11 protein-coding genes and 1 pseudogene are annotated in these 17,438 nt (G+C 72.5%); 6 read left to right on the forward strand and 6 right to left on the reverse strand.

Annotated elements, in window-relative coordinates:
- Positions 1–35: 35 nt before the first annotated feature.
- On the reverse strand, positions 36–1,847 hold the full coding sequence (locus tag ABT369_RS44770) for a glycoside hydrolase family 127 protein (protein ID WP_350622400.1): 1,812 nt from the start codon (positions 1,845–1,847) through the stop codon (positions 36–38).
- Between the two features lie 166 nt (positions 1,848–2,013).
- Here ABT369_RS44770 and ABT369_RS44775 point away from each other — a divergent pair, with 166 nt between their 5' ends.
- A complete protein-coding gene (locus tag ABT369_RS44775) occupies positions 2,014–3,036 on the forward strand; it encodes a LacI family DNA-binding transcriptional regulator (RefSeq protein ID WP_350622402.1) in 1,023 nt (340 codons plus the stop codon).
- A 16-nt stretch (positions 3,037–3,052) separates the two neighbouring features.
- Here the strand turns inward: ABT369_RS44775 and ABT369_RS44780 are convergent.
- Positions 3,053–3,187: pseudogene (locus ABT369_RS44780) on the reverse strand (DNA-binding response regulator); the annotation flags it as partial.
- A gap of 254 nt (positions 3,188–3,441) precedes the next feature.
- On the opposite strand from ABT369_RS44780, the gene ABT369_RS44785 reads away from it, so the two are divergent.
- From ABT369_RS44785 to ABT369_RS44800, 4 genes are all read left to right on the forward strand, one after another.
- Positions 3,442–4,140 (forward strand): hypothetical protein, encoded by a 699-nt coding sequence (locus ABT369_RS44785; protein ID WP_350622404.1) that lies wholly within the window; start codon positions 3,442–3,444, stop codon positions 4,138–4,140.
- Positions 4,137–4,760 (forward strand): sigma factor, encoded by a 624-nt coding sequence (locus ABT369_RS44790; RefSeq protein ID WP_350622406.1) that lies wholly within the window; start codon positions 4,137–4,139, stop codon positions 4,758–4,760. Before ABT369_RS44785 ends, ABT369_RS44790 begins: the two co-directional genes overlap by 4 nt.
- A 125-nt stretch (positions 4,761–4,885) precedes the next feature.
- Entirely contained in the window at positions 4,886–5,572 is a 687-nt protein-coding gene (locus ABT369_RS44795; RefSeq protein WP_350622408.1) for a hypothetical protein, read from the forward strand.
- Positions 5,565–10,748 carry a hypothetical protein gene (locus ABT369_RS44800; protein WP_350622410.1) on the forward strand — a complete coding sequence of 1,728 codons (5,184 nt, stop codon included), beginning with the start codon at positions 5,565–5,567 and terminating at the stop codon, positions 10,746–10,748. Before ABT369_RS44795 ends, ABT369_RS44800 begins: the two co-directional genes overlap by 8 nt.
- Here the strand turns inward: ABT369_RS44800 and ABT369_RS44805 are convergent.
- Positions 10,741–11,664, reverse strand: coding sequence for a class I SAM-dependent methyltransferase (locus ABT369_RS44805; RefSeq protein ID WP_350622413.1), 924 nt, complete (start codon positions 11,662–11,664; stop codon positions 10,741–10,743). The two genes, ABT369_RS44800 and ABT369_RS44805, sit on opposite strands and share 8 nt — an antisense overlap.
- Positions 11,665–11,712: 48 nt before the next feature.
- Between ABT369_RS44805 and ABT369_RS44810 the strand changes: the two genes are divergently transcribed.
- Positions 11,713–12,291 (forward strand): helix-turn-helix domain-containing protein, encoded by a 579-nt coding sequence (locus ABT369_RS44810; protein ID WP_350622415.1) that lies wholly within the window; start codon positions 11,713–11,715, stop codon positions 12,289–12,291.
- Here ABT369_RS44810 and ABT369_RS44815 read toward each other — a convergent pair.
- From ABT369_RS44815 to ABT369_RS44825, 3 genes are read right to left on the reverse strand one after another with little or no spacing between them, the layout of a single operon-like run.
- Positions 12,288–13,040, reverse strand: coding sequence for an aminotransferase class IV (locus tag ABT369_RS44815; RefSeq protein WP_350622417.1), 753 nt, complete (start codon positions 13,038–13,040; stop codon positions 12,288–12,290). The genes ABT369_RS44810 and ABT369_RS44815 overlap by 4 nt on opposite strands.
- Positions 13,015–14,493, reverse strand: a complete 1,479-nt coding sequence (locus ABT369_RS44820; RefSeq protein ID WP_350622419.1) for a chemotaxis protein CheW — start codon at positions 14,491–14,493, stop codon at positions 13,015–13,017. The genes ABT369_RS44815 and ABT369_RS44820 overlap by 26 nt, the downstream gene beginning before the upstream one ends.
- Positions 14,490–17,321, reverse strand: coding sequence for a methyl-accepting chemotaxis protein (locus ABT369_RS44825; protein WP_350622421.1), 2,832 nt, complete (start codon positions 17,319–17,321; stop codon positions 14,490–14,492). Before ABT369_RS44825 ends, ABT369_RS44820 begins: the two co-directional genes overlap by 4 nt.
- Positions 17,322–17,438: the final 117 nt, after the last annotated feature.

Here is a 17,438-nt window from a genome sequence, read left to right on the forward strand (position 1 = left end):
GGTGTGGCATCGCGTCACCTCCAATGCGGTCGGTGTTACGACGGTGTGGTGGGCAGCCAGACCCGCATGGTGGACGGGCCGCGGCGGGCCCAGCGGTGGTACGGCACGAGCGGCACGACGATCGGCTCGGGGCGCTCGGTCGTCGTGGTGCGGTCGCGATACGGCCAGGCGTGCTCGACCGGCCGGATGGCGCGTCCCTTCACCGCGCCGGACTCGGGGGCGACCGCCGTGTCGACCTGCAGCTCGTCGAGGTTGACGCCGTCCTCCTGGTCGATCGACTCGGCGCACATGACGACCGGGCCGACCTCGACGGCGGCACACCCGCGCACGGCGTCGACGCGCGGGTCGGGGAACGTCCAGCGGGGGCGCACGGGCAGGTCGAGGCGCAGCCGCTCGCCGGCGGCGAAGACCCGCCGCTCGGTGTGCTGCCCGCCGCCGGCCCATCCGGGCACGCGCAGGGTGATGGTGCGCTCCCCCGCCGGGGCTTCGAGGACGGTGACGGTGACGGCGCCGTCCTCGGGGTACGCGGTGTCGACCTCGAGGCGTAAGCCGGCGGCCTCGATGGTCATCGGGGCGTACTGGTGGATCTGGACACCCTCGTCGTCCTCGGTGACGAAGTAGGTGCCCAGGGACGCGACGAGCCGGGCGACGTTGTTGAGGCAGCACGACACCTCGAACCAGGGCGCGCGCTGGCCGCCGCCGAAGCGCAGCTGCTCGTGCTCGGCCGGCGGCACCTCGGCGCGGGTGCGCTGGTGCAGGGTGTGCGCGTAGAAGAAGGCGCGGCCGTCGTCGGCGACCGCGGCCGCGACGACGTTGTGCAGCACCCGGTCGACGATGTCGCCGTAGCGGGTGTCGCCGGTGGCCAGCAGCAGCCGGTGGGCGAGCATGACGGTGGCCACGCCGGCGCAGGTCTCGGAGTAGGCGCGGTCCGGCGGGAGGGCGAAGTCGTCGCCGAAGGCCTCGTCGAGGTGGCGCGAGCCCATGCCGCCGGTGATGTAGGTGCGCCGGGCGAGGGTCCGGTCGAACTGCCGGACGATGGCCGCGAGCAGCTCCTCGTCGCCGGTCTCCACCGCCACGTCGACGGCGCCGCAGGCCAGGTAGAGCGCGCGGACCGCGTGGCCGCCGAACACCTCGGCGTCGCGGATCGGGGTGTCGTCCTGGAAGTACCGCCACCCGAACTCGTGCTCGGGCAGGCTGCGGTGCCCGCGCCGGTCGATGAAGGCCGCGGCCATGTCGAGGTACCGGCGCTCGCCGGTGAGCCGGTACAGCTCGACGAGCCCGGGCTCGACCTCGGGGTGGCCGTCGAAGCCCTCCGCCGCGAAACGTTCACAGACGTGGTCGGCGACCCGGCGGGCGACCGGCAGCAGCCCGGGGGCGGCGCCGGTGCGCGCGCCGGCCACGGCGGCCTGCAGCAGGTGCCCGGCGCAGTAGAGGTCGTGGCCGAAGTTGAGGTCGCCGTAGCGCTCCGGCTGCCCCGGGCGCCCGTAGGCGGTGTGCAGGTAGCCGTCCGCGTCCTGTGCCCCGGCGATCAGCTCGGTGAGCTCGGCCAGCAGCGCGGTGTGGTCGGTGCCGCCGGGCCGGGCGGACTCCCAGCTCGCGGCCTCGGCGAGCTTGTAGACCTCGGAGTCGGAGAACTCGCGGCCGCGGCGGCGCAGCGCGGCCTCGGGGTCGCGGAAGTTGCCCGTCCAGCCGAGGCGGTCCAGCCAGAACTTCGAGTGCTCGATGGTGGCGGTGCCGTTGACCGCCTGGCGCTGTCCCCAGAACCCGCCGGTGAGCCGCACCTGGTGCGTTCCGACGGGCCGCAGCGCCCCGCGCGCGGGCGCGACAGGTCCCGGATGGACTGTCACGGCCACCACCTTTCTCGACAATCTCGAAAACCTTTTCGGGAATGGTGGCAGCAGGTTACAGACCTGTCAACGGTCTATTTCCCGTGCTCGCATCTGTGTGACAGTTGTGACGACGTCCACTCGTTCGCTATAGTCTTCGAAAAGTTTTCGAGAGGATGCGTCTGACGTGGGCAGAAAGCGCGCGCAGGTCACCCTGACCGACGTCGCCAAGCGGGCCGGGGTGTCGATCGCGACGGCGTCGAAGGCGCTCAACTCGCGCGGCGAGGTGGCCCCGGCGACCCGCCGCAGGGTGCAGCAGGCCGCCGAGGAGCTGTCGTTCCAGCCCAACGTGCTGGCCCGCGGCCTGATCTCGGGCAACACCCGCACCATCGGGCTGCTCACCGACGAGCTGTCCGCGGCCCGTTTCGCCATCCCGGTGCTGCTCGGCGCCGAGAACGCGCTGGGCAACGAGCAGATGAGCGTGCTGCTGTGCGACGCCCGCGGCGACGCGATCCGCCGCCGGCACTACATCCGCACGCTGCTGGCCCGGCAGGTGGACGGCTTCATCATCCTCGGCGACGCCAACGACCTGCGCCCGTCGCTGACCCGCGACATCCCGGTGCCGGTCGTGTACGCGTACTGCGAGTCCGACGACCCCAATGACATCTCGGTCATCGCCGACGACGCCGGCGGCGCCCGCCTGGCCGCTGAGCACCTCGTGTCGCTGGGCCGCAAGCGGATCGCCCACATCACCGGCGACCCCGGCTACCGGGCCGCCCGCGACCGCGCCGCCGCGTTCGCCGAGGTCCTGGACGCGGCCGCGCTCGCCCCGGCCGGGGAGCCGCTGTTCGGGCAGTGGTCGCAGCGCTGGGGCCGCCACGCGGGCGCCCGGCTGCTGGCCGCCCACCCGGACGTCGACGCGATCTTCTGCGGCAACGACCAGATCGCCTCGGGCGTCGCCGAGGCGCTGCGCGAGCTGGGCCGCTCGGTCCCCGACGACGTGGCCCTCGTCGGCTACGACAACTGGGAGGTCTTCGCCACCGAGTGCCGGCCGCCGCTGACCACGGTGGACCTGAACCTGGAGCAGCTGGGGGCGCAGGCGGTGCAGCACCTGTTCGCGGTGCTGGACGGCGAGCAGCATTCGGGTGTCGTACGGCAGCCGGGCCGTCTCGTGGTCCGCGAGTCGACGGGTGTGGCGCCGGCCCGCTGAAAACTTTTCGGCGTTTTCAGGGCTTCGAATCGAGGTAGGCGAGGACGGCCAGGACCCGGCGATGGGTGTCCGGGGACTGGTCGAGCCCGAGCTTCGCGAAGATCTGCGTCGGGTACTTGCTCACCGAGCCCTCGCTCAGGAACAGCCGCCGACCGGACGACCGAGCTCCGCCACCACCGTACGGCGCCCAAAACCGCCCTGCGTGCCGCCGATCGGCCGAAGCGATTCCGGCACGGGCCGACCTACGATCCTCCCTGTGGGGCTGATCACAGATTCCTGTCACGGCCACCACGCTCCGTCGATACCTGTCGCTTCCCGCCGTCTGCCCAGCTCCGCCGGTGGCCAGGCCCGGCCCGCCCGGCGTACTCGGCTGTGAACGTACCGGACCGAGCGACGGAGCGAACGGTGATCGGATATCTCGGCGCAGCCGCCGTCGCGGTGTGCCTCAGTGAACTGATGTTCGAGCCGCAGGACACCGCGTACTGGCGGCTCTGGCTGGGCCGGCGCCGCTACTACGCCCGCCGGCTGGCCCTCAGCGCGGTCCCGGTGCTGGCCGGCCTGCTCGCGGCCTGGCCGGTCGTGACCGGCACGACGGTCATCGAGCAGCTCGGCCAGGGCGTGCTGGCCGGGGTGGCCGCGGCCGCGCTGCTGCGGGCCCGGGTCGGCCGCACGCACCTGCGCCCCGGGCCGCCGCGCGAGCGCGACTCCACCGCCGGCTCGGCCCGCGTCGACTCGGCGCTGGCATGGGTGTACGAGCGGATGTGCCGGCGCATGGACGCGGAGTCCGCCCGGCGCATCCATGCCGAGCTCAGACAGCTCAAGCTGGACCCGTCCGGCTACCCCCGGCTGCTGGCCAGCGCCGAGGAGCTCGCCGTGGTCCTCGGCCGGGAGTCCCGCAACGGCGCTCGCAAGACGCAGAAGGACCACGCGCTGGTCTGCCTGACCGAGCTGCGCCGGGGCATGGACGTCGTCACCGACCGGCTGGCCACGACACACCAGCGGCAGGTCGCGGCCTACGAGGTCGCGGAGATCCTGACGGTCGAGTTCGAACGGCGGCGCTGGGACCGGCACACCAAGGTTGATCGAGGGAAGGGGCCCACGTGACCGCGGCCGACAGGAAGACCGGCTTCACGGAGCAGTGCGTGACGCTGGTGCGGCTGATTCTCGAGCAGGACCGGCATCGGCTCGACGCCGAGCAGGAGGAGCAGTACGCGGCCGCCCTCCGGTCCGTCACCGACGGCCTGCCCCGGCTCATCCGCCGGGACGACCGTCCCGGCCTGGAGCCCGAGGACATCGCCCAGCAGGCGCTGCTGAAGTTCATCAACGCGATCCGGTCCGGCCGGGTCGACCCGGACCGCTCGCCGTCCGGCTACCTGCTCAAGATCGCCACGACCGTCGCGAGCGACCTGAAACGCCCGGGGCTGCCCCCGTCGCCGATCCCCGACGCCGACCTCGACCGGATCTGGTCGGGCGCCGGCGACGACGAGGCCGATCGCCTGATCGAGCAGCTCGCCTCCGAGAGCCAGGTGCGCTCGGCGCTCGCGCTGGCGGTGCAACGCCGGGACATGTCGGTCGTGAACGTCGTGCACGAGTGGTTGAACCAGGCGCGCCGGACCGACGCCGACGCCACCCAGCGCGCCGTCGCGGAGGCGGTCGGGATGAGCAAGAGCGCGGTGGGCAAGTGCCTGGCCCGGTTCGAGCAGTACCTCGTCGAGGTCGCGTGAGCCGGCGATGAACATTTTTTCCGCGCACCGGCGGTGGCCACGGAGGTCCACGCATGCGTACTAGGGGAAGAGAGGCGCGGCCCAACTCAGCGCCGCGTACCGACCGCAATGACAAGGTGTCGCACATGACTGGTCGCGATCACTTCGGTGAGTCGGCGTCGAGCATGCCGGAGGAGAACGCCGCCGTCCTGGCCGCGCTCCCCGGTTCACTGGCCCAGTTCCTGGCCCGGCTGGATCTGCTGTCGCCGGCCGGGCAGAGCATCGCCCTGGAGGGTGTCGGTCCCGGCTCGCGGCTGCTGCTGGAGGCCCTGAAGGTGCTCGAGCACAACCGGCCCGCGCTGACCGGGCTGGGGTTGCAGATCGTCCGGCGGCTCGCCGAGGACGAAGCCGCCGAGGACGCGCCGTCCGCGAGCATCATCCAGTTCCGGCCGCGGGCCCGGCCCGTCGACCGCATCGTCACCGTGGCCTACGACGACGACACGCGCGCGCTCGTCGCGTCCGTCGCCACCCAGCAGCAGCACATCGCCCGCTACAACCTGGTGGAGGACGCCGCCCCGGCCGCACGCATCGAGGTCGCCCGGGCCCGCGGCCGGCTCCGGCTGTGGCAGCTGCCCGGAGTCGGCAAGGCCACCGTCGTCTTCCAGCCGACCATGGAGCCGCTGCCGATGCTGGGCGAGCCCGAGCTGGCGGTGCCCAACCCGGACGGGCTGCCGCCGTCGGCCCTGCTCCGTGACGTGCTCTGGCTGGTCGACGACACCGACGCCGTTGCCGGCGAGCCGACCGAGCCGCAGGAGGGCCGCGACCATGAGTAGGTCCGCGCCGCGACCGGCCTGCCCTTCGGCGCTGCGCCTGCAGGCCGCGCTGCTCGACCTCGACCAGCGGGTCCGCCACGCCGCGCCGGACGCCCAGCCGGCCGCCCTGGCCGAGAAGGTCCGGGCCTGCCTCGACGCGGTGTACAACGAGCTGCAGACCGCGCTCCTCGACGAGGACCCGGCCGCCCCGAACCGGCTGCCGGCGTGGCTGCAGCCGGGCAATCCCGAGGCCGGCCTGGGGCTGCTGCGCGGGTCGCTCGGCCGGACGGACGATCCGTGGCCGGCGTTCGCACAGCACCTCGGCACGCTCGGCGGGGTGACGCGGCTGGCCAACATCGAGGAGGACTGGCCGACCGACGAGCCCGTGTCACCGGCCCCGGACGCCTTGCCGGGAACGGAACCGGCCGGCGGGCAACGCACCATGATCCGGATACCGATCCCGGTCGTGGTCGGGCGTTCGGCGAACGGGCTGACCGTCGAGCTGATCCTCGCCGCCGGCACCGATGCCGCGCCCGACGAGGCGGACCTTCCGGAGCTGACCCGGCCGTTCCTCGACGCGGTCCAGACCGGCCTGCACGCCGGCCTCGACCTGGCCGCCTATCTGGGCTGCCGGCCGGAGTCGATCGAGCCCTGGGAGTCGATGACACCGGTCGCCGTGTTCGGCGTGCCCAGGGGCTACCGGCTGGAGGACCGGTCGGCCGCCGCGCCGACGGCGGTCGCGATCGTCGGCGCGCTGCTCGATCTGCCCGCCACCACGACCGTCGTCACCGGCGACGTCGTCGACGGCCGGATCGAGCCGATCGAGGACAGCCAGTGGCACGCCAAGCAGGAGGCGGTCCGGCGCGGCGGGCGGACGCTCGCCGCCTACATCGCCCCGGCCCCGCTGGACGAGGCGTGCGCGCAGCTGTGGCCGCAGCTCTGGGACCGCGTCGTGCGGCGGACCGCACTGGCCGGGCTGGAGGCGCAGGGCCACGAACTGTCGGCGGTCACCGACATCGGCACGAACATCTCCCAGGACGGGACCCCCTTCACGCTGGTGGAGTGGACCCGGACCACGACGGAGGCGCATCGGCGCCTCGACGTCGGCGAGCGCGTCCTCGTCATCGGCGGCCCCACCTCGTCCGGGCGGACCACCGCCGCGCGGCAGGTCGCGCTGGCGTGGAGCGGGCGGCATCGCGTGCCGGTGCTGGAGCTGCAGCTCAAGGACGGCCGCCTGCCGGACGAGACGCAGCTGCGCCACCTCGTCGACCTGGCCCGCCTGGCCCACGGCCACCCCGCGGACCAGGAGATCGTCGTCATCCTCGAGGACCTCGTGCCGCACGAGGACTCCGTCGACCTCGACACGGTGCTGACCGCCGTCGCCGAGGACTCCGCGACGCTGCTGATCGCGGTCTGCGTCTACAGCGGGCGCGGCGCGGCCCGCTGGCGCACCGATCAGGTGGCGACCGCGCCGGCCGTCAGCCGCCGCGACCACGTCCGGCAGTTCGCCGAGCAGTTCGTCGACGCCAACGCGCTGCCGAAGCCGAACCCCGGGACGCTGGGGCTGTTGTGCCGCGCCGCCAGTGGCGACCTGTGGTATCTGACGCGCCTGCTCCTCGAGCCGGCGCCGGGCCGTGCCGAGCCCGCGGCGGACCAGCGGGTGCGGGCGGCGACCTCCGCCCTGGCCGCGGACCCGGTCGACGAGGCGACCGACATCCGGCGGGTCGTCGAGCTGCGCAACCAGTACGCGGCCAAGTGGAGCTACGGGATCTCCGCGGGCGACCTCAACGAGATCCGCATCGTCGCGGCGAGCAGCCTGCTGCGCATCGCCGTGCCGGACTCGATGCTGCGGGGCTCGACGCGCGAGCGGCTGCCCAAGGCGGGCGCGATGCGTGACGGCAGCAACCGCTGGTACATCCCGCGCAGCGCGATGTGCCGGGCGCTGCTGACGCCGCGCAGCGGATATCCGCTGACCGCCGAGGGCGAGGCCGTGTGGCGGCGCACGACCGAGCAGCAGGCCGACGCGCTGCTGCCGTTCCTGCAACACATCCTCGAGTCCGGCGACCCGGTGGCGGTCGGCTACACCACCGCCCTGCTGACCGCCGCCGCGTCCCTGGACCAGAAGCTGCACCGCCGGCTGCTGCCGCAGATCGCCGAGTCGATGATCGCCGCCCTGGGGCCGGGCTCGCCGCCGACCCTCATCGCCCGGGCCCTGCTCGGCGGCGACGAGCAGTACAGCCAGGCCTACCGGATCACCCTGTTCCGGGTCCTGCTCGAGGCGCTGAAGGCCCAGGGCTGGGAGCGGCTCAGCGCCCGGGAGGTCTCGACGTGCCTCAACGCCATCCGGTCCTGCCGCGACCTGCACACCGGCCCGGAGGTCGGCCAGCACAACCTCAACGGTCTCTACATCCACGTCCGCAACGCCATCAGCACCGGCGTGCGCCGCGGGCTGGCCCGCAGCAGTCCCGTGCAGGGCGTCCTGGTCATCTACGAGCTGGGGCAGTTCTACGAGCAGGAGACGGCCAAGCACATCACCGAGCTCGCCACCCTCGCGACCAGCCGGTGCAACCCGCGCCGGCTGGAGGACTACGCGGCGGCGATCTCGCTGGTCCAGGCGGCGGTGCGGTTCGGCCGCTACGGCGCGCTGCGCACCGAGATCACCGAGGCGTTCGCCGGCGCCGAGGGCGTGCAGCGGCTCATCACCTACGACGCCCACCGCGACGCCGGCGCGCTGCTGGCCCGCGCCGCGCTGAACCTCCTCGTCAACGAGCGGGCCGAGCCCGACACCACCGCCCTGCACGAGCGCGTGGCGGACGAGGTCCGCGAGGCCCTGGAGCGCTCCGGGCCGGGACGGGTCGCCTTCGGCCTGGAGCAGCTGCGCCGGGTCGACATCGTCTCGGCCCGCCAGATCGTGCGCCGCATCGTCATGGCGCCGTGGCTGCGCTCGACGCTGGGCCGCATCGACGAGCGGACCGGCGGCTGGGGCAGCACCACGCGCCGCCACGCCTCGCCGTGGGAGGCGGCGGAGCTGATCCGCAAGGTCACGGCGACCAACTGGCAGACCGTGGCCGAGGCGTTGTACGGGCCGGACCGCGACTGCGCCGACGGCATGGTCGTCGAGGGGCTCGCCCGGCGGGTCATCGACACCGGCGACGTGAAGGGCGTCGGTCACATCCTGTCCGCCCTGGCCGCGTTCGACACCCTGTGGGGCCCGGGCGGCAGCAGCAACGCCAGCGCGCAGCTGTGTGCCCGCCTGGTCGCCTTCGTCGGCCAGGCCTTCAACGGAGAGCTGCGCGGCAGCGTCGTCTACAAGACGATGGAGGCGCTGATCAACGCGGACATCTCCACCGAGCACCTCCGGCCGTTCCTCGAGCGGTGCGCCGACATCGTGGTGTCCGAGGCGAACGACCACGACAAGGACCACACGCCCCGGCTCGCGCTCCTGCTCGGCGCGCACGAGTCCGCCGGCCCGGCCTTCCTGGCGGCCCTCAACCAACGTCTCGACGAAGGGGTGCTGCTGCGGCACATCAGCCAGAGCCAGACCGCGGACGCCCGCATCGGCTACATCCGGCTCGCCGCCGCGCTGCGCCTCATGCGGGAGGGCAACTTCGTCGTCGACTTCTCCACCGGCTACCGCAAGGGCCTGACGGAGCTGATCCGCAAGGGCAACGTCCTCGACGCGCTCAAGACCATCGACGTCTACGCCGAGGTGCTCAAGGACGCCGAGGACGTCGACATCACCGCGTTCGAGCTCATCGAGCACGTCAGCACCAGCCCGCAGGTCTGGGCGGCGCGGATCCAGACCCTGCACCATCCGGGCAAGATGGCGCACGCGCTCGTACTGCTGCGGCGCCTGGCCCCCCGGACGTTCACCGCCGACTGCGTGTCCCGCCTCGACGACCTGCTGCTGGGCCGGACCGTCGCCCCGGCCACCCCGCGCGTGCCGCAGCAGCGCACCGGCGGGCCGGCTCCGGCGGCGGCCCCGTCGGCCCGGCCGAGCCCGTCCGACCTCGCCCGCAAGGCCGGCCGCGAGCGCGCGCCCCAGTTGCGCGGCATCCTGTCCGTGGTGCGGCGCGGCTTCTTCCCACCCGCCGAGGCCATCGAGCTCATCCGGGCGATCGACGCCATCAACGACGACTGGGCGCGGGTCGTCGGCGAGGCCCTGGCCAAGGAGCCCCTCTGGCCGCAGCGGGCGCGCGCGCTCATGGACAGCGACAACCCCGTGCTGATCGGGGACCTGATGCGCAAGACGGCCGAGGTGCGGGTGCTGCTGCCCGAGTCGGTGGCGAGCAAGGTCCTGCGGTCCTGGACCGCCCAGGCGGAGTACCTGCGCTCGCCGAACGCGGTGCAGAGCCTGCTGCGGGGCTTCGCCGCGTTCTTCTACCTCGAGCAGGTGGCCGAGGAGTGGGCGGAGCAGCTGCGCATCGACCGCATCGCCACCCGCATCCGCAACGGCTACGCCTCGGACCTCAAGCGCGTGCCGGTGCTGATCCACGCGCTGCACCAGTGGGGCCCGCGGCACGCCGCCGACGAGATCGCCGCCGCCGTGCCGCTGCACGCGACCCAGGTCGTCGACGCGCACTCGGCCACCTCGCTGCTCGCGGCGCTCGACCTCTGCGACCGCCGGCTCGGCTACCGCCACGCGCGGGAGGCCGCCGCCACCCTGGGCGCGCTCGCCGCCCGGACGTTCGTCGTCTCGCCGGATCGGCACTGGCAGGAGTTCGGCTGGCTGGCCCGCACGATCAGGCGCCTCGGCGTCGGGCTCGACCGCGGGCTCGCCGAGCTCGGCGCGGTCGACGAGATCGCCAACGACGTGACCCGGGCCTGGGTGCACAGCAGCCTCGGCAGCAGCAAGGCCGACGAGGTCTTCGCCGCCGGCGACAGCGACCTCTTCGCCGGCTGGACGCCGATCGACCACGCGGCCCGGCTGACGGCGCGCTGTGCGGCCGGCACGATCGACGCCGACGACCTCGCGCGCATGGAGTCCATCCTGGGGCACCTGCCGCCGCGCTGGCAGGTGGAGCTGCTGCGCTGCGCCACGGCCGGCCCGGTGGCCGCGGCGCTGCTGCGGCCCGCCGACATCACGTTCTACCAGGACGAGGCCACCTACGCGCTGTCGATCGGCCAGCCCTACGGCGCCGAGATCTCCCGCCTGCTGGCCCAGGTCCCGCCCGGCGTGGCGGAGCCGGTCAGCTGACCCGGCGGGCGATCCACACGGTGCGGGCGGCGCGGACGGTGAGGTCGGCCCGGCGGCGCAGCGAGCGGGGGCCGTCGCCGAGCAGCTCGTCCAGCGCGGCCACGTCGGCGGGGTCGAGCAGGTCGGCGAGGCCCTGCCGGGTGCGGCTCAGCGACGCGTGCGCGTAGCGGGCGGCCGCCTCCGGCAGCGGTGCGCTCAGCGCCGCCTCGAAGCGCCGCTCGGCCTCGACCTTCAGGCCCGCCCCGGCCAGGGCCGCGGCCCAGTCGTCGCCCATGTGCGGCATGTCCTGCTCGCGGCGGCGGGCCATCGCCGTGTGGCAGCGCTCCTCCAGGCCGCCCTCGGCGCCCTCGGGCAGGAACCGCGGGAACGAGTCGAGCTCGGCCAGGGCCAGCAGCCCGTCGGGGGCGAGGGCGGCGCGGATGTCGGCGAGCACGCGCGGCGGGTCGGCCATGTGGTGCATCGAGTTGGCCGCCCACACCAGGTCCAGCCCGCCGAGCCCGGCGGGCCAGCCGGCGTCGAGGTCGGCCCGCAGCGTGCGGACCCGCTCGCCTTCGCCGCGGGCGGCGGCGTTGCCGGCGAGGCGGTGCAGCATGGCCTCGTCGGCGTCGACGGCGGTGACGGTCGCGCCGGGGAACTGCGCGAGCAGCCCGAGGGTGCCGGCGCCGGTGCCCGCCCCGAGGTCGGCGACGCTGCGGACGCGGCCGGACGGGTCGTGTTCCCGGACCCAGCCGAAGATGCCGGCGTGGTAGTCGTGCAGGACCTCGGCGTCGAGCTCGAGCAGCTCGGCGAGCCCCTCGTTGTGCCCGTGCTCATGATGCCCGTGGCCCTGGGCGTGACCGTGCGTGCGGGCGTGATCGTGGGCATGACCGTGGGCATGGCCCTGGGCATGGCCCTGGGGGTGACCGTGCGTGTGCATACGGCCGACTGTAGCCGCGCCTTGCCGCAATCGCATAGCATCTTGCGTATGAAGCAAGAAGCAGGTGACGGGGACCTCGACGCGCTCGTCCGCAAGCGGATCCGGGGACTGCGCGCCGCGCTCGGCATGTCGCTCGACGACCTGGCCGCCGCGTGCTTCATCAGCCCGTCCACGCTCAGCCGCATCGAGACCGGGCACCGGCGCATCAGCCTCGACCAGCTCACCGCGATCGCCCGGGCGCTCGGCACGACCCTCGACCAGCTCGTCGAGTCCGCCGACGCCGACGTCGTCATCCGGCCCCGGCACGAGCCCGCCCGCGGCATCACGACCTGGACCCTGCGGCACGAGGCGGGCCCGGGCGGCACGACCGTCGCGAAGATGCGCATCGACCGGCCGCTCCCCGGGCCCGACCAGCTCAAGGCCCATCCCGGCTTCGAATGGTTCACGGTGCTGTCCGGCACCATCGCGCTGCGCCTCGCCGAGCGCCTCATCATCGTCGAGACCGGCGAGGCCGCCGAGTTCTCCACGATGGTCCCGCACGCGTTCGGCAGCCACGAGGGCCCGGCCGAGATCCTCGGCATCTTCGACCACGACGGCCGCCGGACCCACCTGCGCAAACTGCCCTAGATCACGTCCCACGGAACGCTCGCCCCGGCGTCGGCGACCGCACGCATCAGCGCGGCGTCGACGCCGAAGCGCACGTCGTCGACCGCCGCCACCGGGACCACCCCGATGGAGTTGGCGACGAACGCCGCACGGAACGAACCCAGGTCCGCGAGCGCCACCCGCGCGTCGACGGACCGCAGCAACGGCTTCAGCAGCTGCATCGCGATCCCCGGCAGGTGCGGGGAGGACGGCCACGTCAGGGCAGTACCGTCGAAGAACGCGATGTTGGCGATGGCCGCCTCGCACACCGCGCCGCCCGCGTCGACCAGCAGCGCGTCGTCGAAGCCCTCGGCCCGGGCGCGCATGCCGAAGTAGCTCTGCCCGAAGCCGCCCACGTGCTTCAGGTGCGCCGCCGGCCGCACATACGGCACCGAGCGCAGCCGCAGCGGCCCCGCCGGCGGGAGGGCCGGCGGCCGCACGGAGACCACGGTCATCAGCTCCTCGCGCCGGTACACATTGACGCGCACAGAAGCGTCCGGCACCCCGCGAATCGCCTGTCCGAGATAGCCCCGCACGAGCCCAACGTCCAGGGACGCGCCGAACAGCTCTCGGGACGCGTCCGCAAGGCGGCTCAGGTGCAGCTCCAGGCCGCGGACCCGGCCGCCGCGCACCTGCATCGCGGTGAAGTGGCCGTAGTTGGACAGCAGCGCGTGGGACAGCTCGGCGACCGTCGGCTCCCGGCCGTCAATCTCCACCCGGATCGGCTCCACGATCGCCAACCATAGTGCGGGCGAACTCCTCCAGATCCAGCCGGGCGAGCATCCGGGTGCCGATCTTCACCAGCGGGCTGCCGGCCAGCGTCGTCGGCGCCGGGCCCTCACCGGCGATCCGCTCCTCCCACGTCGACTCCTCGATCGCGCGCAGCGCCGGCACGATGAACCCGACCCCGCCGACGAGCAGCACCCGCGCCGCCGCCGGGTCGATGTCGGCCCGCTCACCGAGCAGCGCCGGCAGGTCCACCAGCGGCACCGACGTGCGATGGTGGGTGAACACGCCGCGCAGCGGGCCGCCGCCGACGAACGGGATCACGTCGTCCGGGTGCGGCACGATCTCGGCGATCTGCGTCAGCGCCGTGGCCACCTCCGGCCCGGCGAGGTACGTGAGGTACTTGCGGACCCGGTGCTCGATGACCCGCCCGTCCTTCGGCGGCGGCTCGTCCTCCCGGGCCGTCTCGCGCCGCGGCGCCGCCCCCGCCCCGCCGACCGGCGTGCCGAGCCCCGCCAGGGTGCCGAGCTCCCCGTCGGCCCGCAGCCGCGCCCCGTCGATCACCAGATACGAGCCGCCGTCCTGGCCGGGCAGGATGCCGACCGCGTACTGCGACGCCGGCAGCCCGAAGCTCGGCATCGGCAGCACATCGCCGTCGGCCACCGAGACGATCGACACCACCTCGGTCACCGCGAACGTCAGCAGCCCCCGCTCGTAGGCCAGCGCCACGCCCCGCTTCACGTCGACCGGGGCCAGCGCGCCCAGCCCCAGCACCGCCAGCGCGTCCACGGCCGGCACGTAGTGCTCGGCGAGCTCGATGACACCCTGAATGATCCCGCCGTCGATCGGCGAAGACTTCAGCACCAGCTCCGGCACGACCGAGTAGATGTGCGACACGTCCACGCACAGGCCGATCTCGCCGGCCCGCAGCAGCATCATCATGCAGCGATTGCCCGTACCACCGTCGCGCCCCTGCTCCTGCGCCTGCGCCATCGCACCGCTCGGGCCGCCAGTGTCGGTCGCGAGGACCATGCCCGGCAGACGCTGGATCGCCGCGCAGTCCAGCACGCACACGACCGCACCGTCATCCGGCCGCTCGAACGTGCGCGCGAACACCTGCGGCAGCTCGCCGTTGACCGAGATCCCCAGCTGCTCGCGCTCCTCGACCTGCACCACACCCCGCACCGCGTCGGCGAGCAGCCCGAACACCGACCCCTCGTAGGAGGCGACCACGACCACGTCCTGCCCCGACGGCGACTCCACCCCGAACATCCGGCGCAGATCCAGCACCGGGATCACCTGGTGACGCAGGTTCACCGCACCGACCAGGCCGGGCGCCGTGGTCAGCAGCGGGTTGAACGACGACGGGCACGGAATGACCTCGCGCAGCTCCGACAGCGGCAGCGCGACGTGCACGTCCGCGACCATGAAGACCCCGTACAGGATCCCGCCGCTCATCCCTCGATGCCGATTTCGGCCTGCGGCGCCGCCCCCACCAGGTCGCCGATGAGCGAGTTCACGGTCCGCGACGCGTCCTGCTGCATCTGCGTCTGCGTCACGATGTGGTGGATCGACTCCGCGGTCTTGCCGACGCTGCGCAGGATCTCCTCGAACGCGTCCTGCGCCCGCTGCGCCACCTGCGACCCCTGGTTGATCCGGGTCGCCGACTCCTGGATGAGCCGGCTGATCTCCCGCGCCGAGTCCGACGACCGCTCGGCCAGCTTGCGCACCTCACCGGCCACGACCGAGAACCCGACCCCGTGCTCGCCGGCCCGGGCCGCCTCGATCGAGGCGTTGAACGCCAGCAGGTTCGTCTGCGAAGCGATCTCCCCGATCACCTGCACGATCCCGGCGATCTGGTCCGAGGAGCGCTCCATCAGGTCGATCGCCTCGATGGACTTGCGCAGCTCCTCGAAGCCCCGCTGCGCGTTCGTCTGCGTCTCCCCCGCCAGCTCGCTGGCCTGCCCGGCGTTGCCGACGATGGTGGCGATCGACGTGCTCAGCTCGTCGATCGCCTTGCTCATCTCGCGGGTCTTGACGCTCAGCCGCTGCTCCAGCTCGACCTGCTGGGTGACGTCGGTGGCGAACTTGATCACCTTCACCGGGTCGCCCTTGAGGTCGAAGATCGGGTTGTACGTCGCCTGCAGGTACACGTCCCGGCCGTACTTGCCGACCCGGTGGAACCGCCCGCTCAGGATCTCGCCCCGCCCCAGCCGCAGCCAGAAGTCGCGGTACTCCTGCGACGTGATGTAATCCTGCGTGCAGAACATGCTGTGGTGCTGGGCCAGGATCTCCCGCATCGAGTAGCCCATGGTGCGCAGGAAGTTGTCGTTGGCGACGAGCACGTTGCCGTCGAGATCGAACTCGATCACCGCCTGCGCCCGGTTGATCGCCGCGACCTTCCCCTCGAACTCGGCCGTGCGCAGCTTCGCCTGCGTCACGTCGGCCGCGAACTTCACGATCTTGTAGGGCCGGCCGTCGAGATCCAGGATCGGGTTGTACGTCGCCTGAATCCACACCTCCCGCCCGTCCTTGCCGACCCGCTTGTACTCCCCCGAGTCGAACTCACCGCGCCGCAGCCGCTCCCAGAAGTCCTCGTACTGCTCCGACTGCGCCTCCTGCGGGTCCACGAAGAGCCGGTGGTGCTTGCCCCGGATCTCCTCCAGCCCGTAGCCCAGCAGGTCCAGGAAGTTCCGGTTGGCGTCGAGCACCACGCCGTTCGTGTCGAACTCGATGACCGCCTGCGCCCGGTTCATCGCGGCGACCTTGCCCTCGAACTCCGCGTTGCGCGCCTTCTGCTCGGTGACGTCGACGGCGTACTTCACCACCTTGTACGGCCGCCCCTCGAGATCGAAGATCGGGTTGTACGTCGCCTGCAGCCACACCTCCCGGCCGCCCTTGCCGAACCGCTTGTACTCCCCCGACTCGAACTCCCCGCGGGCCAGCCGCTGCCAGAACTGCCGGTAGTCCTCCGACGCGGCCACGATCGGGTCCACGAAGATCCGGTGGTGCTTGCCCTTGAGCTCGTCGGGCGAGCCGTAGTTCATCGTCTCCAGGAAGTTCCGGTTCGCCGCCAGGATCATCCCGTCGAGGTCGAACTCGATGACCGCCTGCGCCCGGTCGATCGCGGCGACCTTGCCCTCGAACTCGGCGTTGCGGTTCTTGGTGTCGGTGATGTCGGTGGCGTACTTCACCACCTTGTACGGCCGCCCCTCGAGGTCGAAGATCGGGTTGTAGCTGGCCTGCAGCCACACCTCCCGGCCGCCCTTGCCATAGCGCTTGTACTCCCCGGACTCGAACTGTCCCTTGGACAGCCGCTGCCAGAAGCCCCGGTAGGCGTTGGAGCGGGCCTCGTCCTCGCTCACCAGCATCTTGTGGTGGCGCCCGACGAGCTCGTCGGGCTCGTAGCCGGTGACGTTGCAGAAGTTGCGGTTGACCGCCCTGATCGTGCCGTCGAGATCGAACTCGATGACCGCCTGCGCCCGGTCGACGGCCGCGACCTTGCCGATGAACTCCGCGTTGGTGAGCTTGGTGTCGGTGATGTCCAGCGCGTACTTCACGATCTTGTACGGCCGGCCCTCGAGATCGAAGATCGGGTTGTACGTCGCGCGCAGCCACACCTCGCGACCGCCCCGGCCGATCCGCTTGTACTCCCCGCTCTCCACCTCGCCGCGCGCGAGCTTCGCCCAGAACTCCGCGTACTCGGCGCTGCTGGCGGTCCCCTCCTCGACGAACATCCGGTGGTGCTGCCCGACGATGTCCCCGAGCGCGTAGCCGGTGAGCGTCAGGAAGTTCTCGTTCGCGGTCAGGATCTCGCCGTTGAGGTCGAACTCGATGACCGCCTGGGCCCGGTCCACCGCCGAGTACTTCCCGCGCAGCTCCGCCACCAGCCGCCGGTCGTTGGTGATGTCGTAGGCGGTGATGAGGATCGCCTCGGTCTCCCGCCCCGCCCCGCCGACCGGCCCGCAGTTGAACCGCAGCCAGCGCTGGCGCCCGCCGCTGTCGACGATCGAGTTGACCATCTCGATGAACTTGTGCGCCCGCGCGGCGTCGAGAAGCTGGTCGACGGTCTGCGACTGCAGCTTCCAGATGTCCTCGAGCCGCCGCCCGACGATCTCCTCGATCGGCGCGTCCGTGGTCTCCAGCACCCGGTCGTTGACCGAGATGACGGCGCCGTTCTTCGCGTTGAGCACGATGACCAGGCGCTCCTGCACCAGCAGCGCGATCGCCGCCTGAGCCAGCGCCGGCGTCGCGTTGTCGTTGACGAGACCGGTGGATTCGGGCACGGGTTGCTCCTCGGGTGCCGCCGCGTTGCTGATCACCGGCCTGTTCGGCGACTTTCGTCCCTCCTTGAGACAAACCGTCCGCGCCCGCCACACCCCCTACGCTGTCCTAGGAAACTA

The sequence above is a fragment of the Dactylosporangium sp. NPDC000244 genome (assembly GCF_040300725.1).
Taxonomy (GTDB): Bacteria; Actinomycetota; Actinomycetes; order Mycobacteriales; family Micromonosporaceae; genus Dactylosporangium.